We start from the raw sequence: 17,603 nt of genomic DNA, 5'->3' as shown, positions 1-17,603 counted from the left end.
GCTCTTTATTAATTCTTTACTAATTCATCAAAATAACGTTCCAAAATGGAACATTGTTCTTCTACAGTTTCCAGCCGATTAAATTCAGCGCGTAATGGTCGCTGTACATCTTGGTCCAGATACCATCCAACATGCTTTCTGGCGATTCGGATACCCTTATACTCGCCATACAATGCATATAAGTTTTTGAGGTGTTCAAGCATCACTTGACGCTTTTCAGTCACTTCAATGGGCGCTAGCTTATTACCTGTTTCCAAGTAATGTTGGATCTCTCGGAAAATCCAAGGCCTTCCCTGGGCGCCTCGACCTATCATGATGGCATCGGCACCAGTATATTCCAGCACAAACTGTGCTTTCTCTGGGGTGCAAATATCACCGTTAGCAACAACAGGTATCGAGACATGTTGTTTAATCGCTTTAATCGTGTCGTACTCAGCATGACCTTTGTACATGCACTGTCTTGTTCGGCCATGAACGGCGAGCGAGGCAATGCCACAATCTTCAGCAATTTGGGCGATCTGAACACCATTTCTGTGTTCTGGAGCCCACCCGGTGCGAATCTTCAACGTAACGGGAACCTCTACTGCTGCGACCACAGCCCGTAGAATCGCTTCTACTTGTACGGGGTCTTGCAATAGGGCAGAACCTGCCAGTTTCTTATTCACTTTTTTTGCGGGACAGCCCATATTGATATCAATGATGTGAGCTCCCTGTTGTACGTTGACAACAGCGGCTTGCGCCATTAATTCAGGATCTGAACCTGCAATTTGTACAGAGCGTATCCCATCCTCACCAGCATGAGCCATGCGTTGGCGGCTTTTATCGGTATCCCAAACATCAGGATTCGACGAAAGCATCTCTGATACGGCTAAAGCTGCGCCATAGCGTAAGCAAAGATTTCGAAAGGGCTGGTCCGTGACGCCTGCCATGGGAGCCACGATCAGCTGATTTTTCAGTTGATAGGGTCCTATCTGCATTTATCAGTACACCTTGCGCTATAAAGGGGCGCTATAGTACGCCTTTTTCAAGCCCGTGAAAAGGTCAATAAATGACCTGAGAGCAACTTTTTTGCTTGACTTTTGGCTTGTGAGAAGTAACAGGCAGCCTAGATGCTGCCTGCTAATAGCGCTATTTGCGGGTACCTGTCAAGCGGCTCCAGTCGTCTTTGTGAGCAGGCTCGTCCATATTAAACCACTGTGCATAATGCGCAGAAATCTCTTCGGCTTGCTCTTTGAGTAGGCCTGATAAAGCCAGTAAGCCACCTGGTGCAACTTTTTCTGCAATCAGTGGCGCCAGCTCTCTCAGTGGGCCGGCTAAGATATTAGCGACCAGCACTTCTGCTTGCAGGTTTTCAGGTTGATCTTCGGGTAGGTAGAGTGCCAGTTTATCGGCGACATCATTACGCTCAGCATTGGCTTTTGAGGCTTCAATGGCTTGGAAGTCAATATCGATACCGGTTACATGAGCGGCACCTAACTTTAGGGCAGCTACAGCTAAAATGCCGGAGCCACAACCAAAGTCGATCACTTGTTTACCCTCTAGCGACAAACTATCAAGCCATTCAAGACACAGGGCTGTGGTTGGGTGGGTGCCGGTACCGAATGCTAAACCTGGGTCTAACATGACATTGACCGCGTTGGCATCAGGGACTTCACGCCAGCTTGGGCAGATCCAAAGGCGACGACCAAATTGAATTGGGTGGAAGTTATCCATCCATTCTCTTTCCCAGTCTTTGTCTTCGACCTGTTCAATCTTGTGGCTAAAGTCTTCACCTAAATAAGGCAGCTGCTTAAGCATGTTAACCACAGGTGTTAAGTCGTAATCGGCATCAAATAATGCCGTCAGCACCGTGTGATTCCACAGCGGTGTTTCACCTAAATTCGGTTCATAAATCGGCGTGTCTTTGCCATCTTCGTAGGTGATCGATAGTGAGCCTAACTCCATCAGCATGTCACTTAGCGTGTCAGCATGTTGGTTATCGGTATCGATTTTTAGTTGGATCCAAGCCATGAAAGCAATCTCTCGTATTCAATAATGGCGCTATTGTAATACCAAAAGCCTTAAATAGCTGCAATTTGCTCACCTGCTGTGAGCATGGTGGTAATGTTGGGTATCGCTGTGCTTAGGTTTATTTGCCCTAAAACTGATGGTGACTCAGACCCTATTATTGTTTCAGATACTGTTTCAGCGATTGCTTTTGATGATCTAGGGTCACTTTACTGTGTGATCGGCATTTTGCTTTTATTACGACTTTTAAGTGTTTCTCACTTTTAAATTAACAACTTAACAACAATGTTGTGCTTGATTATTTTGTTTGAAAGTAATCGCTAAGTAACTGATTATTTATGGTAAAAAGGTTTTACCTTTGTTTTGATGCGGGGGTGTTGTTTGTGATCGGCTTCAAATAGTACCAAGTTAAGCAGTGAGCTTGCTCACGCTTTGTTGGTGTGTAAATAGGCAGATGAAAATAGGCTGATATGGTGTAGATCCCGATATTAGACGCATTGAAACCATGAACGTTAAAAGCTTGCTATCTCACCACAATCACTATGCTTCATTAGGCAGCCCTTGGTCAGCGAAAGCGGACAAAGTACAAAGTATCACAGGTGTCATGCTTGGGTGCTTTTTATTAGCTCACCTGCACTTTGAGTCAAGCATTCTACTGGGTAAAGAAGCGTTTTATCATGTTGTCCAGTTCCTTGAAGGTGGCATGTTCAGCAGTACCGGTCATGGCTTCCCGATTGTCACCAAAGTGTTTTCTATTTTTATTATGGCGGTGGTCATCATTCATGCGGCGGTGGCGTTGCGACGCTTTCCTGCGCAGTTGGGACAATGGCGCGCATTAAGACGCCATATGCATGGTATCAACCATAAAGATAGCCATGCTTGGTTCTGGCAACTTGTCACTGGTTTCATTCTGTTCTTCTTAGCACCGGTGCATATTTTTACCATGATCACTAACCCTGAGATTGGCCCGTATTTGTCAGCCGAGCGTGTTTATCATGCCAATGCTTGGTTGTTGTATATCCTGTTACTTCCTGCCGTGGTCATTCACGCCATGATTGGGCTTTATCGTGTCGCAGTTAAATGGGGCTTGACTCGGAATCGAGCAGGCCTGCGTAAAGTGGCCAAATTCCTGATTGTATATCTGATGGTGATCGGCTTATTGAGCCTAGTGTCGTATATCTTTATTGGTCAAGATTTGACACTACCTGTCACCCCTTATCGACCTTAAATGATTTCGCTAAGGTTAAATTAGCGATATTTGATTTAACGTGAGAGCTTTTGATCTGTCTCACGGAAATTGTTGAATATGTGAGCGACATTAGTCATTGAGTTGTACTTGAGCAGCTCAATCACTGTCTCAACCCTAGAAGGGAGGGGTTATGTCGCTGACAAAGAAAATCAATTATTTCGGTGGATGGCTGGATGTTAGTCAGAGTGTCTCAGGTGTGGTTTTGGCACTCTTTTTATGGACCCACTTAGTGCTGGTGGCGTCGATTTTGTTTGGTGCAGAGGCGATGACATTTGTCGCTAAGACCATGGAGCTTAGTTTCTTAAGTGCTGATGGTCATGGCTACCCTTGGGTTGTCTCTGTAATTGCGGTGGTGGTTGGGGTCATAACCCTAGTACACGTGTTGGCCGCGGTACATAAATTGCCATTGAATCTGCAACAGCAGCGTGCGCTACGTCAGCAGATGCAAGTGATAGCACACAGTGATACTCGGCTGTGGGTATGGCAGGCGGCCACCGGTGTGGGCATTTTGTTATTGCTGCCATTACACCTGTGGTTAATCGGTAGTGCCCCAGAGACCATAGGCCCAGTTGGCAGTGCCGATCGCATATGGAACGACGGCGTGTGGATGATTTACCTGCCTTTGCTGTTATGTGTTGAGCTCCATGCAGCTATTGGCGTCTATCGAGTCTTAATTAAATGGGGCTCAGGTACTGCGGTAAATCGTCGCCATCGAATTAGAAAGATAAAAACGATAGTGAGCTTTGTGTTTGTGTTGGTGGGCTTAGCGTCATTGCTGGCTTTTTTACCGCACGCCACATGAATTAATAGAGACAAGTGATTTATTCCTCGAAAGGAGCAAGCGTGAAACTGATATATACCGATTCGCTAGTTGTCGGTGCTGGGTTGGCCGGTTTAAGAGTTGCCATAGCCTCAAAAGAGAGAGGGCTCGACACCGTTGTGCTTTCACTTATTCCTGCAAAGCGCTCGCATTCAGCGGCGGCACAGGGTGGGATGCAGGCCAGTTTGGGTAATACGGTCAAAGGTATGGGGGATGACGAAGATGTGCATTTCCAAGATACCGTTAAAGGCTCAGATTGGGGATGCGATCAGGACGTTGCACGTATGTTTGCTCATTGTGCGCCCAAAGCGGTTCGTGAATTAGCGAACTGGGGAGTGCCTTGGACCCGCGTGACTAAAGGTCCACGTCAGGTGGTGGTTAACGCGGAAAAAGTGACCATTGAGGAAGCAGAACAAGCCCATGGTTTGATCAATGCACGCGATTTCGGTGGTACCAAGAAGTGGCGTACCTGCTATACCGCTGATGGCACTGGCCATTCACTGTTATATGCAGTGGATAACAAAGCCATTGAGATGGACATCCCGGTGCACGAGCGCGTAGAAGCATTGGCGTTGATCCATGATGGTAAGCGCTGCCACGGTGTCGTCGCACGTTGTATGATCACTGGCGAGCTCAGAGCTTATATCGCTAAGTCGACTACTATCGCAACGGGTGGCTATGGGCGCATCTATGAAGTATCAACCAATGCCATTATCTGTGAAGGTGTTGGTCAAGCCTTGGCGTTAGAAACCGGTGTGGCTAAGTTGGGGAACATGGAAGCGGTACAGTTCCACCCAACCGCAATTGTGCCAGTGGGGATTTTGACTACCGAAGGTTGCCGTGGTGATGGTGGCTTGTTACGTGATAAAGATGGTCATCGTTTCATGCCCGATTATGAGCCAGAAAAGAAAGAGTTGGCCTCTCGTGATGTGGTATCACGTCGTATGACAGAGCATATGCGCAAAGGTAAAGGCGTTGATAGCCCATATGGACCGCATTTATGGCTCGATATCACCTTACTAGGTCGTAAGCATGTTGAGACTAATTTGCGTGAAGTTAAAGAGATCTGTGAAAACTTCTTGGGTATCGACCCCGCAAAAGAGTGGATTCCGGTTAGACCTACCCAGCACTACTCTATGGGCGGTATTCGTACCGATAAAACTGGACAAAGCCCACACCTCAAAGGCCTATTTAGTGTCGGTGAAGCGGCTTGTTGGGATATGCATGGATTTAACCGCTTAGGCGGCAACTCGCTGGCTGAAACTGTTGTTGGCGGCATGATTATCGGTAAATATGTTGCCGACTTCTGTGAGAAAGAAACCTTAGAGATTGATACCGGTTTAGCCGAGAAGTTTGTTGCTAAAGTGCGCGCTGAAATCGACGGTTTGATTGAAGGTGATGGCACAGAATCAGCATTTGAAATTAAGCAGCAGATGCAGCGCATCATGATGGATTATGTGGGCATTTTCCGTAATGGTCCAGAGTTACAAAAAGCCATTGATGAGCTACAAGCATTGCTTAAGCGCTCGCGCAATCTTGGCCTTAAATGTAAGAAGCGCCATGCTAACCCTGAGCTGGTTGAAGCATTGCGAGTCACCCGGATGCTAAAAGTGGCATTAACTGTGGCATGTGGTGCTGAAGCACGTACAGAGAGCCGTGGTGCTCATGCACGTGAAGATTACCCTCAACGTAATGATCAAGAGTGGCTAAATCGCACCTTGACTAGCTGGCCTAATGAAGATGCATTAGCCCCAAGCATCAGTTATGAGCAGCTAGATGTGATGAAGATGGAGCTACCGCCAGGGTACCGTGGTTACGGCATCGATAATGCCATTGCGCATCCTGATACTGAGCGACGTGAGCAGCAGATTGCTGAGATTTTGAGTCAGTTGCCAGCAGATGCCGACAGACATCAAAAACAGCAAGCATTGATGCCGTTTGAATTACCAGAATCGTTAGTTGCAAAAAATGAGCGTTTAGCCGATGTGTTAGCGCAGCAAGAAAGTCAGCTTGGAGAGCAGAGCAAATGAGCCAGGGCCGTACGTTAACATTCAATATCTTTCGCTATGACCCGCAAGAGGCTGGTGATAAGCCTAAGATGGTCAAGTACCAGCTGGAAGAAGCCCCAGGCATGACAGTGTTTATTGCCCTCAATATGCTTCGTGAGCAACAAGATTCCTCTTTGCAGTTTGATTTTGTTTGTCGAGCTGGTATTTGTGGCAGTTGTGCCATGGTGATTAATGGTATGCCAACCTTGGCTTGCCGCACGTTGACCAGCAAATACGCCAATGGTGAGATCACCTTGATGCCGCTGCCAGGCTTTGAGTTGATTGGCGACTTGTCAGTAAATACCGGTAAGTTCATGCGTGAAATTGCCGAGCGCTTGAAGCTGTGGTTGCATCCTAATGAACAAGATAGTGATATTCATCGTTTAGAAGCACCTATGTCTCCTGAGGAGGCGGCTAAGCTGTATGAGCTAGAGCGCTGTGTAGAATGCGGTGTGTGCGTATCAGCTTGCGCCACAAAGCAAATGCGTGACACCTTCGTTGGTGCTGTTGGTTTGATGAAAATCGCTCGCTTTGAACTAGATAGTCGTGACCAACGTAGTGCAGAAGATTTCTACCATGTTATTGGTAACCAAGATGGTGTCTTTGGCTGTATGACCTTATTAGGTTGTCAGGATAACTGTCCGAAAGACTTACCCCACATGCAGCAAATCGCTTATTTGCGCCGAAAAATGGCAGTCACTTTGGTTTAAGCTAATTTGGGTTAAAACAATGCCTGCGCTGAGCAGGCATTTTTATTACGTAAAAGAAAAAGGCCACTGCAAGCAGTGGCCTTTTGATATTTGAATCAATATTGTTTAGCTCTTAGCGCGTTTCATCGCAGTAAAGAACTCATCATTGGTTTTGGTCATCGCCAGTTTGTCGATGAGGAATTCCATACCGCTAACCTCATCCATAGGATTGAGGATCTTACGCAGGATCCACATCTTCTGTAGCTCATCTGGCGTGGTCAGTTTCTCTTCGCGACGAGTGCCTGAGCGGTTAAAGTCGATGGCTGGGAATACACGCTTTTCGGCCGCTTTACGAGACAGGTGCAGTTCTTGGTTACCGGTACCTTTAAATTCTTCGTAAATTACTTCATCCATTTTCGAGCCAGTATCAACTAGCGCAGTCGCGATAATGGTTAAGCTACCGCCGTTTTCAATGTTACGTGCAGCACCAAAGAAACGCTTAGGACGGTGCAGGGCATTGGCATCAACACCACCAGTCAATACCTTGCCTGATGATGGGATAACGGTGTTATAGGCGCGGGCTAAACGGGTGATTGAGTCAAGTAGGATAACCACGTCTTTTTTGTGCTCAACCAAACGTTTGGCTTTTTCGATAACCATCTCAGCAACTTGTACGTGACGGCTTGCTGGCTCATCAAAGGTTGAAGCAATAACTTCACCTTTTACCATACGTTGCATTTCGGTGACTTCTTCAGGACGCTCATCAATGAGCAGTACCATAAGAACAACTTCTGGGTTGTTGTAAGTAATGCTTTGCGCCATGTTTTGTAGCAACAGCGTTTTACCGGCTTTTGGCGGCGCTACGATAAGGCCACGTTGACCTTTACCAATTGGTGAGCATAGGTCAAGAATTCGTGAAGTAATATCTTCTGTTGAACCATTACCACGCTCCATACGCAGACGGTCTTCAGCGTGGAGTGGGGTTAAGTTTTCAAAGAGGATTTTGGTACGAGAATTTTCAGGCTTGTCGAAGTTGACTTCGTTGACTTTTAGCAGGGCAAAATAACGTTCGCCATCTTTAGGTGGGCGGATTTTGCCAAAAATGGTATCACCGGTGCGCATGTTGAAGCGGCGAATTTGGCTTGGTGATACATAAATGTCATCAGGACCAGCAAGGTATGAACCATCGGCACTACGTAAGAAACCGAAACCATCTTGGAGAATCTCCAATACGCCGCCGCCAAAGATATCTTCGCCGCTTTTGGCGTGGGCTTTCAAGATGGCGAAAATGATGTCCTGCTTGCGAGCGCGGGCCATATTGTCGATTTTCATCTCTTGGGCTAGGGTCACTAGGTCTGAAATCGACTTGTCTTTTAATTCTGATAAATTCATCGTGGTGGGTCTTGTTTATGCGAGATAAAGCTATCGCCGAATAATAGGATAAAGTGTGTTTAGGATATTAATCGGATAGCGAGACGTGGGTTAATAACATTAATTTGGTTATTAAAGTAGCACTAACAGCGCGAGGCGTCTAGAAATTTAGTAAGCCCCGACACAATTTATTGGTAAAGCTGTGTCGGGAATCACTTTGTATTACGCTTTTAAGCGTATTTTACAGTTGAGCGTCGATAAACTCTTTAAGTTGAGTTTTTGATAACGCGCCAACTTTAGTGCCAGCAAGTTCACCTTTTTTGAAAATAAGCAAAGTTGGGATGCCACGTACGCCATATTTAGCTGGTGAAGCATTGTGTTGATCCACGTTTAGCTTAGCGATTTTCACCTTGCCTTCATATTCTTCTGCCACATCGTCTAGGATTGGGGCGATCATCTTACAAGGGCCGCACCACTCTGCCCAGAAATCCACGACTACAGGTATTTCAGAATTAATGACATCGCTTTCAAAGCTGTCATCGCTCAAGGTTATAATTTTATCGCTCATGATGTTCTCCAGTTAGGTTGCCATTGCTGGTTTGTTATTGGCTTAACCTGTATATTGGGTCTGAAATTCGCTTTTCAAGACTTTATTTTAAGTAAGCAGTTTTCAGTACAGTTTTTAATAGTCGTTATTTCAAACGATTGAGTTCCTTATTGCAACCCTAACTGGTATGCTGGCGCCTATGAGCGAAACACATTTATCAAATCAGAAGTTTGCCGACTTTTCTCTACACCCAGAGATAAAAACAGCACTTAATGAGAGCGGTTTTGAATTTTGTACACCAATTCAAGCGCTTTCCCTCCCTATTTTATTGGAAAAGAAAGACATTGCTGGTCAAGCCCAAACGGGAACCGGCAAAACTTTAGCTTTTCTAGTCGCGACATTTAACCACCTGTTGAGCACGCCGGTGCCTGAAGGGCGTCAGCTTAATCAACCCCGCGCTATTGTGATGGCGCCGACCCGTGAACTTGCTATTCAGATTGCTAAAGATGCGAAGTCATTAGCTAAACATAGTGGCTTGAAAGTGGGGGTTGTCTACGGTGGTGAAAGCTATGAAGTTCAGCGTAAAGTGCTGGACCAAGGCGTTGATGTCCTTATTGGTACCACAGGCCGTATTATCGATTATGTTCGCCAAGGCGTCATCAATCTCAACATGATTCAAGCCGTGGTATTAGATGAAGCGGATCGTATGTTCGATTTAGGCTTCATTAAAGATATTCGCTTCTTGTTTAGACGCATGCCTGATGCTAAGTCGCGTCTTAATATGCTGTTTTCAGCCACCTTGTCGATGAAGGTGCAAGAGCTGGCCTATGATCATATGAATGAACCTGAAAAGGTTGAGATCGCGCCAGATGAGAAGACATCTAAGAATATTAAAGAAGAGATCTTTTATCCTTCAATGGATGACAAGATGCGTCTTCTGCTGACCTTGATTGAAGAAGATTGGCCAGAAAAGGCGATTGTTTTCTCTAATACTAAGCACAGCTGTGAAAACCTATGGTCTTGGCTTGAGGGTGATGGTCACCGTGTCGGGCTACTGACTGGTGATGTGCCACAAAAGAAACGAATTCGTATTCTAGATCAGTTCACTAAAGGTGAGCTTGATATTCTTGTGGCGACCGATGTTGCCGCACGTGGCCTACATATCTCTGATGTATCCCATGTTTATAACTATGACCTACCAGATGACTGTGAAGATTATGTTCACCGTATCGGTCGTACTGGGCGTGCGGGTCAAAAAGGGGTATCAGTGAGTTTTGCTTGCGAAGAGTACGCACTGAATTTGCCAGCAATTGAAGAGTATATTCAGCATTCTATTCCTGTTACCGATTATGACAGAGAAGCGCTGCTGGATGATATTCCACCGCCAATTCGCATACATCGTAAGCACAATCCACGTCCTCAAGGTCGTTCGGGCGGTTCTCGTCCACCGCAGGGTAACCGTAATGCCCGTCCAAGACGTCATGACAGGACTCGCAGACATAGCTAAATGATAGACACGCAGGCAATGCCGCGCTATGCGGCAATTACATTGGGCTCAAACAGCTTTAACATGTTAGTGGCACACACAGTTGGTGGTAAGCCAACTGTGGTGGCTAAATACAAGCGAAAAGTGCGTTTGGCGCAAGGTATTGGCGACGATGGTGTGCTCAGTGATGAGGCATTTGAACGCGGTATTGACTGTTTGACTATGTTTGCACAAATGCTCGATAAAGAAGCGGTAGACCGCCAGCATGTGGCAGTGATTGCAACTGCGACTTTGCGTAATATCTCTAATGCACAAGCATTTAAAGACGCGGCGTTACCGATCTTACAGCAGCCTATTGAAGTTATTAGCGGCATGCGAGAAGCGGAACTTATCTACCAAGGCATGGCAGCAACGACCGCAGGCAGTGGTCGTCGTTTGGTGATTGATATTGGTGGTGCTAGCACTGAGTTCATTGTTGGTGATGGCAATAAGGTGTTGTTTAAACAGAGCCTGCCTATTGGCTGTGTCACGTTTAACAGTCAATTTTTCAATGAATTTCCATTTCAAGTACTGGATTTTGAAGCGGCAAATACCCAGGTGAAAACCACGCTAGGGGAGTATGCTGATGAATTACGTCGACTTGGCTGGCATGGTGTTGTTGGGGCATCAGGCAGCGTACAAGCAGTCACTGAACTGCTGAACCACCGAGGCCAGAACACCAGTATTACTGCTGAGGTATTACAACATTTACAACTGGAAATATTATCGCAAGATGATGCTTCTATGTTGGGCATTGATGGTATACATCCTGAACGAGCACCAACCTTCGCAGCAGGTGTTGCGATACTGCAAGCGTTATTTTCCCTGCTAAATATCGACAAACTTAACCTCTCTGGCGGTGCGCTACGCGAAGGTGTACTGCAAATTTTGGCTGACCGAGTTCAGCATAATTAACCAGCTATTTTGATTACCTAACGACTTAATTTTAGCTAACAAGTCAATTTCATACTGAGTAAGTGAAATTAATTTTTTGCTATTTTGCCGACCTTCTCCTTACAAAACTAGATTTATTAGTTCTTATTTAACAATACCTTGTCTTTAATTTTTGTGCCCAATTCAACTACTACAGAATAGATGATGCTAAACCTTGCTGAATATTTCTAGATATTGCAGATTGTATAAAATATATGATCAATGTTATGGTTTTGTTGCATTTGGCTATTTGTTACTCATTTACTCAAAAAATAATTCTAGCCAAGTGGGTTAAAAATCATTTATCGGGAGAGAAGGAACTATGTCTGGACGTAACGCAATAAAGCGATTTACCCCCAGTTTAGCGGCAATAGCTGTAGGTTCAGTATTAATGTTGTCTGCACCTGCGGCGCTTGCCGCCGATGGCTTAGGGATCATTAAGGGACACATCACCAATCAAGCGGGTAGTGATGTGGGTAATGCTAAGGTCATTATCAAGCATGAATCAAAAGGGATAGTAAAGGAGACCACAACTGGCGCCAATGGTAGCTTTTCGCTCAAAGGTCTCCCAATTGGTAATTACACTATCACCATTGTTAAAGATGGATTCTATCAGGTACAGGAGCAACACGTTGCCATTGCAGTGGGTAATGCGTTGACCTTCGATGTGACACTTGATCCAGAAAACAGTGACGTGGAGCGAATTTCGGTCACAGGTGCCCGTATCAGTCGTGTCGACACCTCCAGTACGACCACATCACAGGTTATTTCGATTGAGGAGCTAAATCAGTTGCCAGTCGAGCTTGATTCAACCTCTATTGCGCTATTAAGCCCAGGCGCTATTGCCGGTGATAATGGTTTTGGTGGCGTGGCTATTGGTGGCTCATCAGTTGCTGAGAATGGATACTACTTAAATGGTTTGAACATTACCGACCTGCGTAAAGGGATGGGTGATATTGACCTACCATGGGAGGCGATTGCTCAGACCGAGGTGCAAACAGGTGGTGTGTCGGCGGAATATGGCCGTTTCATTGGTGGTGTTGTCAACTTAGTGTCAAAGTCTGGCGATAATGAATGGAAATTTGGTGCCAAGGCGGAGATAGCGCCGGACTCCCTTGCGGAATCTAGTCTGCGTATGAAGGATGACGGTAGCATCGAAGAGTTATCTGACGCCTATTGGCAGGAGACAGAATATAACCTTTGGGCTTCTGGTGCGTTGATTGAGGATAAGCTGTTTTTCTATGGTCTTTGGAATCCCTTTGAAGAGGATGTGACCAGTTATGGAGAAAATCAGCTAACCGAGAAAGAGTGGAAAACTAACCGTTGGTTCACCAAAGTGGATTGGTTTATCCATGAAGATCATTCACTAGGTGTTATGGCGTTCAGTAATGAAGGTGATTATGCTGACACCGAGTACCACCGTAACGATGATGGCAGTCGTGGCGACGCTATCGGCTCAACAGAAACTACCTATGGTGGCATGGGCTGGAATGCACAATATATTGGTTACTTGACCGATGATATCACGCTGTCAGCCATGTATGGTGAGATCACCCAATCGACCAAGGATAACTCTGGTACATTAGACCAGTCGACCTACTATGATAGTCGTTCTGGCAGTTGGGAGCGTCTTGGTGACTGGGTTGGTTGGGGCTCTTCAGAAACAGAAGATAAACGCATCACTTATCGTATCGATCTTGATTGGGTGATTGGCGATCATACTCTACGTGCTGGCTATGATTATGAGCGCTTGGAGATTGCTGATTTCTATACTCCCCATGGTGAAGGCTGGTATGAGTACTATGCCGCAGGGCCTGATAATGCTTATGGCTTGGCCGAAGGCACTGAATATGCCGATTTGCGTATCTGGGGCAAGGCAAGTGAAACCGAAAATGTGCATACCGCATTATATATATCAGATACCTGGATGGTGACGGATACTGTGACTATCAATGCTGGTGTACGCTACAGCGAGTTTAGTAATACCACAGGATCGGGTGATAAATATGTTGATCTCGATGGGCAGTTTGCCCCCCGTCTAGGTGCAACATGGGATGTATTAGGTGATGGATCGAGTAAAGTCTATGCATCATATGGCCGCTACTTCCAGCCCGTCTCTCCAAATACCAACCTACGTATGGCCTCTGCTGCCTATGACTCCCATATCGTGAGTCACCTTGAAGGGGTTAACGCCGATGGCTCACCGATTCTAGGTGATGAGATTGCACGTCGGGTTGTGGCAGATGGTACGGTACCCGATGCCGACCAGCTGTTTAATAACAAAGCCGGCTCGATGTATTCCGATGAGTTTGCTTTAGGTTATCAGCAGCAGTTAACCGATGACTGGGCAGTTGGGATCCGAGGTGTATATCGCGACCTGAAGCAGTCAATTGAGGATGTCTCCTTTAACTATGGCATGAACCAGTGGATCAAGGACAATTATGATTCCTCATGGCATGCGGCTAATGGGGAAACCAGTGCCGAAGACTACTTCGTCGGCGGCTGGTTCCCAACTTTGACTAACCCTGGCATAGGTACCGAAATTTACTATGATGTCGACGGTGACGGTGTCAAGGAGACGGTCAATGTAAGCTCTGAGCAGATGGGCTTCCCACAAGCTAGCCGAACCTATAAAGCGATTGAGCTAAGTTTTAGCGGTAATGTGACGGAGGACTTTAGCATAAACGGCTCCTATACCTGGTCTAAGAGTGAGGGGAATACAGAAGGCTTAGTTCGCTCTGATAACGAGCAGGCTGATCCGGGTTGGACCACCTCATTTGATTATCCTGAGCTGATGGATAACGGAGATGGCTATCTGCCGAATGACCGCCGCCATAGTTTTAAGCTATATGGTGTGTATAACATTACCGATGATTGGAGTGTTGGCTTTAACTCCTATGTTCAGTCGGGCCGCCCAATCAATGCTTTTGGTATCCATCCAGAAGATCAGGGCTATTGTGTTGTAGCGATTGCTATCGACGGTACCTGTTACGGACGTGAGTGGTATGGCGCTTCCTCCTTCTATGCCGATGGTGAAGCGGCGCCTCGTGGCAGTATGGGACGGACCGACTGGGTCTATAACATCGATCTGAATATGTCCTATACCATGGATTTCAACGAAGCGGGTCGCCTCAACTTCAAGCTCAACGTTTATAACCTGTTTAACTTCGACGGTATTACCGGGGTAGATGAGCAGTATGAGCATGACAGTGGAGCCAAGAATATTCGTTATGGCTATCCCGATAGCTTCCAAACGCCGCGTTATGTTCGTGCCTCAGTACGTTACGATTTCTAAGGTGTGTTAAACCGTATTAGGGCCGCATCTGCGGCCCTTTTTATTTGCCTTTGTAACATTTTTTACATTTCGCATCACTTTCTTTTTAACTGAGTGGTTATGCGTAACCATCGTTTTGGATGGTTTTTATCCGCTGGCTTTTAGCGTTTATTTATAAAAGTTTTTTCTATCTCCCTGTTTTTTCATTATTGCATAGATAATCGCTTATAGCGGAATAATACGCATAGCGACTCATAAATGGTATATTGCATACAAAATAAAGTATGTGATATAAACGTTATCAACTTGTGTGAACCATGTGTTTTTTAACTGCTGTAGCCATGTGATTCACCGTTATAACAAAAAGCATATATTTGGGAGATCACCATGAAATTTAATCGAGTTGCCAAGCTAGTTAGCTTAGCGTGCGGTGGGGCAATGGCCTTTACTGCACCGGTTTCTGCTGCCGATGAAGGCGCAGACACCGTTGAGCGTATTTCTATTACCGGATCACGCATCAAGCGTGTTGATATGGAAGGTGCGTCACCTGTGACCACTATTACCGCTGAGGATATGGCGTCAGCGGGTTTTTCTACTGTAGGTGAAGCACTACGTGCATCGACACTCAACTCTTTTGGTTCTTATGGTGGTACGTCAAATAACAGTTGGTCATCTCAAGCAACGATTCAGCTAAAAGGTGCAGACCCTAGCCATACATTGACCTTGCTAGATGGCAAGCGTATGGCAAAATCACCTGTCCTAGGTGGTGGCGCGACTAACATTAACACCATTCCTACCGCTGCCATTGAGCGTATCGAAATCCTATCTGATGGTGCGTCGGCAATTTATGGTACCGATGCGATTGCAGGTGTAATTAACATTATTCTGAAGAAAGATTTTCAGGGTGTTGAATTTAAAGTACGTGCTGAAGAGCCGGATGCAGAAGGTGGCGGAGACAATCACTCTGCATCGTTTACTGGTGGTTTAAGCTCAGATATGGGTAACTTAGTGTTTACTCTTGAGCACTTCAAAAAGACAGGTATCTTATTCTCAGACCGTCCCTATACCGCAGCGCATGTGAAAGATGGTCAAGACCCGAGTGATTTCCGTAGCTGGATTGGTTTGAGCCAAACAGGTCGTACTCTTGATATGGGGCCTAACGGCGGATGGTTATACACTACGCCTTACACCAATGATCTGGACTGTAGTGAAGTTTATGGCGAAAACTTTATCGGCCCATTAACTGACAGTAAGTATCCAGGTGATACATCATGTTCGTTTGACTATACCAAAGCCGCTTATAACGATGTTGACCAAGAGCGTACATCGACATTGCTGAACTACTCTTACAACATTAACGATGATATTGAGTTAACTGCGCGCGCTTACTGGGCGTCGAATGTGACTACTGATGTTTCTGCACCTGTGCCTGGTTACATCGTGTTCGATGAGGCTATGCCTGCTTACACCACAGCTGACGGACTAGATTTACGCGCTGTGCCTGAGGGTGGCGCCATGCTATTCCGCTTCAATACCGCAGGTAACCGTGTTCGTGAGAGTACCGATAATATCTATGATTTCTTAATTGGTTTAGATGGTACAACAGATAACTTTGATTGGAATGTCTCAGCATCATATAACACTTATGATGTGTTTAAGTGGGGTACTGGCTACCAGCTAAAAGGGGCAACAACTGACTTAGTTGGTTCATGGAATGATGACACCAATAGCTTTGAAGGTTGGGACCCACGTGATCCAAACTCTGAACTACCAGGTGGTGCAACCGCAAACTCAGATGCCAAACTGACCAGCAGTACGTTTGAAATCGACGGTGGTATCAGCATGGAGTTATTTGAACTTGCTGGTGGTGCAACAGGTCTGTATTTCGGTGCTTCGTACCGTGAAGAGAAGCTAGATTCTGAAGTCGATGCACTTGATGAAGCAGGCTTGATTGTTGGTGGTAGTGGTGGTGCTGGCGGTAGCGGCGACCGTGATGTGGCTGCAGTATTCATGGAAATGGCATTCCCAGTCCTTGATAACTTAGAAGTTAACCTTGCAGCGCGCTATGATGATTACTCAGATTTTGGTGGTACATTCAACCCACAAGTCTCTGTGCGTTATAACGTATTAGAGCCGCTATTGCTTCGTGCTTCTTGGGGAACGGGTTTCCGTGCACCAACACTTGAGCAGTTAAATCAATCTACAAGTGTAGGTTATAACGACGTCACTAACTACATGAAATGCTATGAAGATGGCTTAGGTATTGATGGTTGTTCAATTGAAGATAACGTGCCAGTTTCGATAGACCGTAACGAAAACTTAGGCCCAGAAGAGTCAGAAAGTTATAACTTCGGTGTGGTTTGGGATATTACTGACAACTTCAACATGACAGTTGATTACTGGTCATTGGAAACTGAAGGTCTTATTAGTTCATTGATTAATAGTGAGCTAACTTACACTCAGGCTAAGCTTTGGGAAGCGGCTGATGCTGCAGGTCAACCTCGTCCAGATATTAGTACGGTATATCCGGGAACTTCTATCACCCAAAATGGTATCGGTAAACTAACAGCGATGACCAATGTACTACAGAACGTTGGTTTAAGTGAGCGTGAAGGTATTGATGCTAAATTTGCGGCGACGTTTGAAACTGATGTGGGTGAATTTAAACTTGGTTTAGCTTGGTCACATTACCTGAAGTATACCGACTCTATGCCACAAGGTGGTGTGCAAACTGTGTCACGTAACTGGGCTGGTACTGAAGATTACCCAGATGATCGCGTTAACTTTACCGCGAACTACTTAGTCGGTGATCATAGTCTTTACTATCAAGCGGACTACATTGATTCTCAGTCTACAACGGATAAGAATGATGACGGTTCAAGTTACTCAATTGATTCAGTGGTTTACCACACCTTGAGCTACTCGTATAGCATGCCTTGGAACAACATTATCTCTGCAGGTATTAACAACCTGACAGATGAAGAACCGAGCTTCCAAGCTAATGGTGATTATAACCGTTCAATCTATGACACCATTGGCCGTTCATATTGGGTATCGTTTACCCAGGCATTCTAATAGGTGTTTGTTGATTTAGAATCAAAAAAGGCACTCTAATGAGTGCCTTTTTAATTTCTTGAATC

General features: G+C 45.7%; 12 protein-coding genes. 8 read left to right on the top strand and 4 right to left on the bottom strand.

What is annotated here, in order from left to right; translation table 11 throughout:
- Positions 1-8 precede the first annotated feature (8 nt).
- Positions 9-977, bottom strand: a complete 969-nt coding sequence (gene dusB / locus ACHUFW_RS06700) for a tRNA dihydrouridine synthase DusB (protein WP_394201641.1) — start codon at positions 975-977, stop codon at positions 9-11.
- Positions 978-1,128: 151 nt separating this feature from the next.
- Entirely contained in the window at positions 1,129-2,010 is an 882-nt protein-coding gene (prmA, locus tag ACHUFW_RS06695) for a 50S ribosomal protein L11 methyltransferase (protein ID WP_394201640.1), read from the bottom strand.
- A gap of 502 nt (positions 2,011-2,512) precedes the next feature.
- On the opposite strand from prmA, the gene ACHUFW_RS06690 reads away from it, so the two are divergent.
- The 4 genes from ACHUFW_RS06690 (at position 2,513) to ACHUFW_RS06675 (ending at position 6,834) form a co-directional block, all read left to right on the top strand.
- The gene (locus tag ACHUFW_RS06690) at positions 2,513-3,235 is read left to right on the top strand and encodes a fumarate reductase cytochrome b subunit (protein ID WP_394201638.1); all 723 of its coding nucleotides are present in this window, start codon (positions 2,513-2,515) and stop codon (positions 3,233-3,235) included.
- Positions 3,236-3,386: 151 nt separating this feature from the next.
- The gene (locus tag ACHUFW_RS06685; RefSeq protein ID WP_394201637.1) at positions 3,387-4,058 is read left to right on the top strand and encodes a fumarate reductase cytochrome b subunit; all 672 of its coding nucleotides are present in this window, start codon (positions 3,387-3,389) and stop codon (positions 4,056-4,058) included.
- 41 nt (positions 4,059-4,099) lie between these two features.
- Positions 4,100-6,106: a fumarate reductase flavoprotein subunit gene (locus ACHUFW_RS06680; RefSeq protein WP_394201635.1), complete on the top strand. Its 2,007-nt coding sequence runs from the start codon at positions 4,100-4,102 to the stop codon at positions 6,104-6,106.
- Positions 6,103-6,834, top strand: coding sequence for a fumarate reductase iron-sulfur subunit (locus ACHUFW_RS06675; RefSeq protein ID WP_394201633.1), 732 nt, complete (start codon positions 6,103-6,105; stop codon positions 6,832-6,834). The genes ACHUFW_RS06680 and ACHUFW_RS06675 overlap by 4 nt, the downstream gene beginning before the upstream one ends.
- A 105-nt stretch (positions 6,835-6,939) precedes the next feature.
- Here ACHUFW_RS06675 and rho read toward each other — a convergent pair whose 3' ends face one another.
- Positions 6,940-8,205, bottom strand: a complete 1,266-nt coding sequence (gene rho, locus ACHUFW_RS06670) for a transcription termination factor Rho (RefSeq protein WP_394201631.1) — start codon at positions 8,203-8,205, stop codon at positions 6,940-6,942.
- 220 nt (positions 8,206-8,425) lie between these two features.
- Entirely contained in the window at positions 8,426-8,752 is a 327-nt protein-coding gene (gene trxA / locus ACHUFW_RS06665) for a thioredoxin TrxA (protein WP_394201629.1), read from the bottom strand.
- 178 nt (positions 8,753-8,930) lie between these two features.
- On the opposite strand from trxA, the gene rhlB reads away from it, so the two are divergent.
- The 4 genes from rhlB to ACHUFW_RS06645 all read left to right on the top strand — a co-directional run bounded on the left by rhlB (position 8,931) and on the right by ACHUFW_RS06645 (position 17,538).
- Positions 8,931-10,238, top strand: a complete 1,308-nt coding sequence (gene rhlB, locus ACHUFW_RS06660; protein ID WP_394201627.1) for an ATP-dependent RNA helicase RhlB — start codon at positions 8,931-8,933, stop codon at positions 10,236-10,238.
- Positions 10,239-11,171, top strand: a complete 933-nt coding sequence (locus ACHUFW_RS06655; RefSeq protein ID WP_394201626.1) for a Ppx/GppA phosphatase family protein — start codon at positions 10,239-10,241, stop codon at positions 11,169-11,171.
- Positions 11,172-11,511: 340 nt separating this feature from the next.
- Positions 11,512-14,484, top strand: coding sequence for a TonB-dependent receptor (locus ACHUFW_RS06650; protein ID WP_394201625.1), 2,973 nt, complete (start codon positions 11,512-11,514; stop codon positions 14,482-14,484).
- A 366-nt stretch (positions 14,485-14,850) separates the two neighbouring features.
- A complete protein-coding gene (locus tag ACHUFW_RS06645) occupies positions 14,851-17,538 on the top strand; it encodes a TonB-dependent receptor domain-containing protein (protein ID WP_394201623.1) in 2,688 nt (895 codons plus the stop codon).
- Positions 17,539-17,603 lie beyond the last annotated feature (65 nt).

The sequence above is a fragment of the Shewanella waksmanii genome (assembly GCF_043643685.1).
GTDB lineage: Bacteria > Pseudomonadota > Gammaproteobacteria > Enterobacterales > Shewanellaceae > Shewanella > Shewanella waksmanii_A.
The sequence above is the reverse complement of the archived record's forward strand: the minus strand, read 5'-3'. Positions and strand labels throughout refer to the sequence as shown.

Bases quoted from the DNA above. Each gene is read 5' to 3' on its own strand.
- dusB (WP_394201641.1), bottom strand. From the start codon at position 977: ATGCAGATAGGACCCTATCAACTGAAAAATCAGCTGATCGTGGCTCCC.
- prmA (WP_394201640.1), bottom strand. From the start codon at position 2,010: ATGGCTTGGATCCAACTAAAAATCGATACCGATAACCAACATGCTGAC.
- ACHUFW_RS06690 (WP_394201638.1), top strand. From the start codon at position 2,513: ATGAACGTTAAAAGCTTGCTATCTCACCACAATCACTATGCTTCATTA.
- ACHUFW_RS06685 (WP_394201637.1), top strand. From the start codon at position 3,387: ATGTCGCTGACAAAGAAAATCAATTATTTCGGTGGATGGCTGGATGTT.
- ACHUFW_RS06675 (WP_394201633.1), top strand. From the start codon at position 6,103: ATGAGCCAGGGCCGTACGTTAACATTCAATATCTTTCGCTATGACCCG.
- rho (WP_394201631.1), bottom strand. From the start codon at position 8,205: ATGAATTTATCAGAATTAAAAGACAAGTCGATTTCAGACCTAGTGACC.
- trxA (WP_394201629.1), bottom strand. From the start codon at position 8,752: ATGAGCGATAAAATTATAACCTTGAGCGATGACAGCTTTGAAAGCGAT.
- rhlB (WP_394201627.1), top strand. From the start codon at position 8,931: ATGAGCGAAACACATTTATCAAATCAGAAGTTTGCCGACTTTTCTCTA.
- ACHUFW_RS06655 (WP_394201626.1), top strand. From the start codon at position 10,239: ATGATAGACACGCAGGCAATGCCGCGCTATGCGGCAATTACATTGGGC.
- ACHUFW_RS06650 (WP_394201625.1), top strand. From the start codon at position 11,512: ATGTCTGGACGTAACGCAATAAAGCGATTTACCCCCAGTTTAGCGGCA.
- ACHUFW_RS06645 (WP_394201623.1), top strand. From the start codon at position 14,851: ATGAAATTTAATCGAGTTGCCAAGCTAGTTAGCTTAGCGTGCGGTGGG.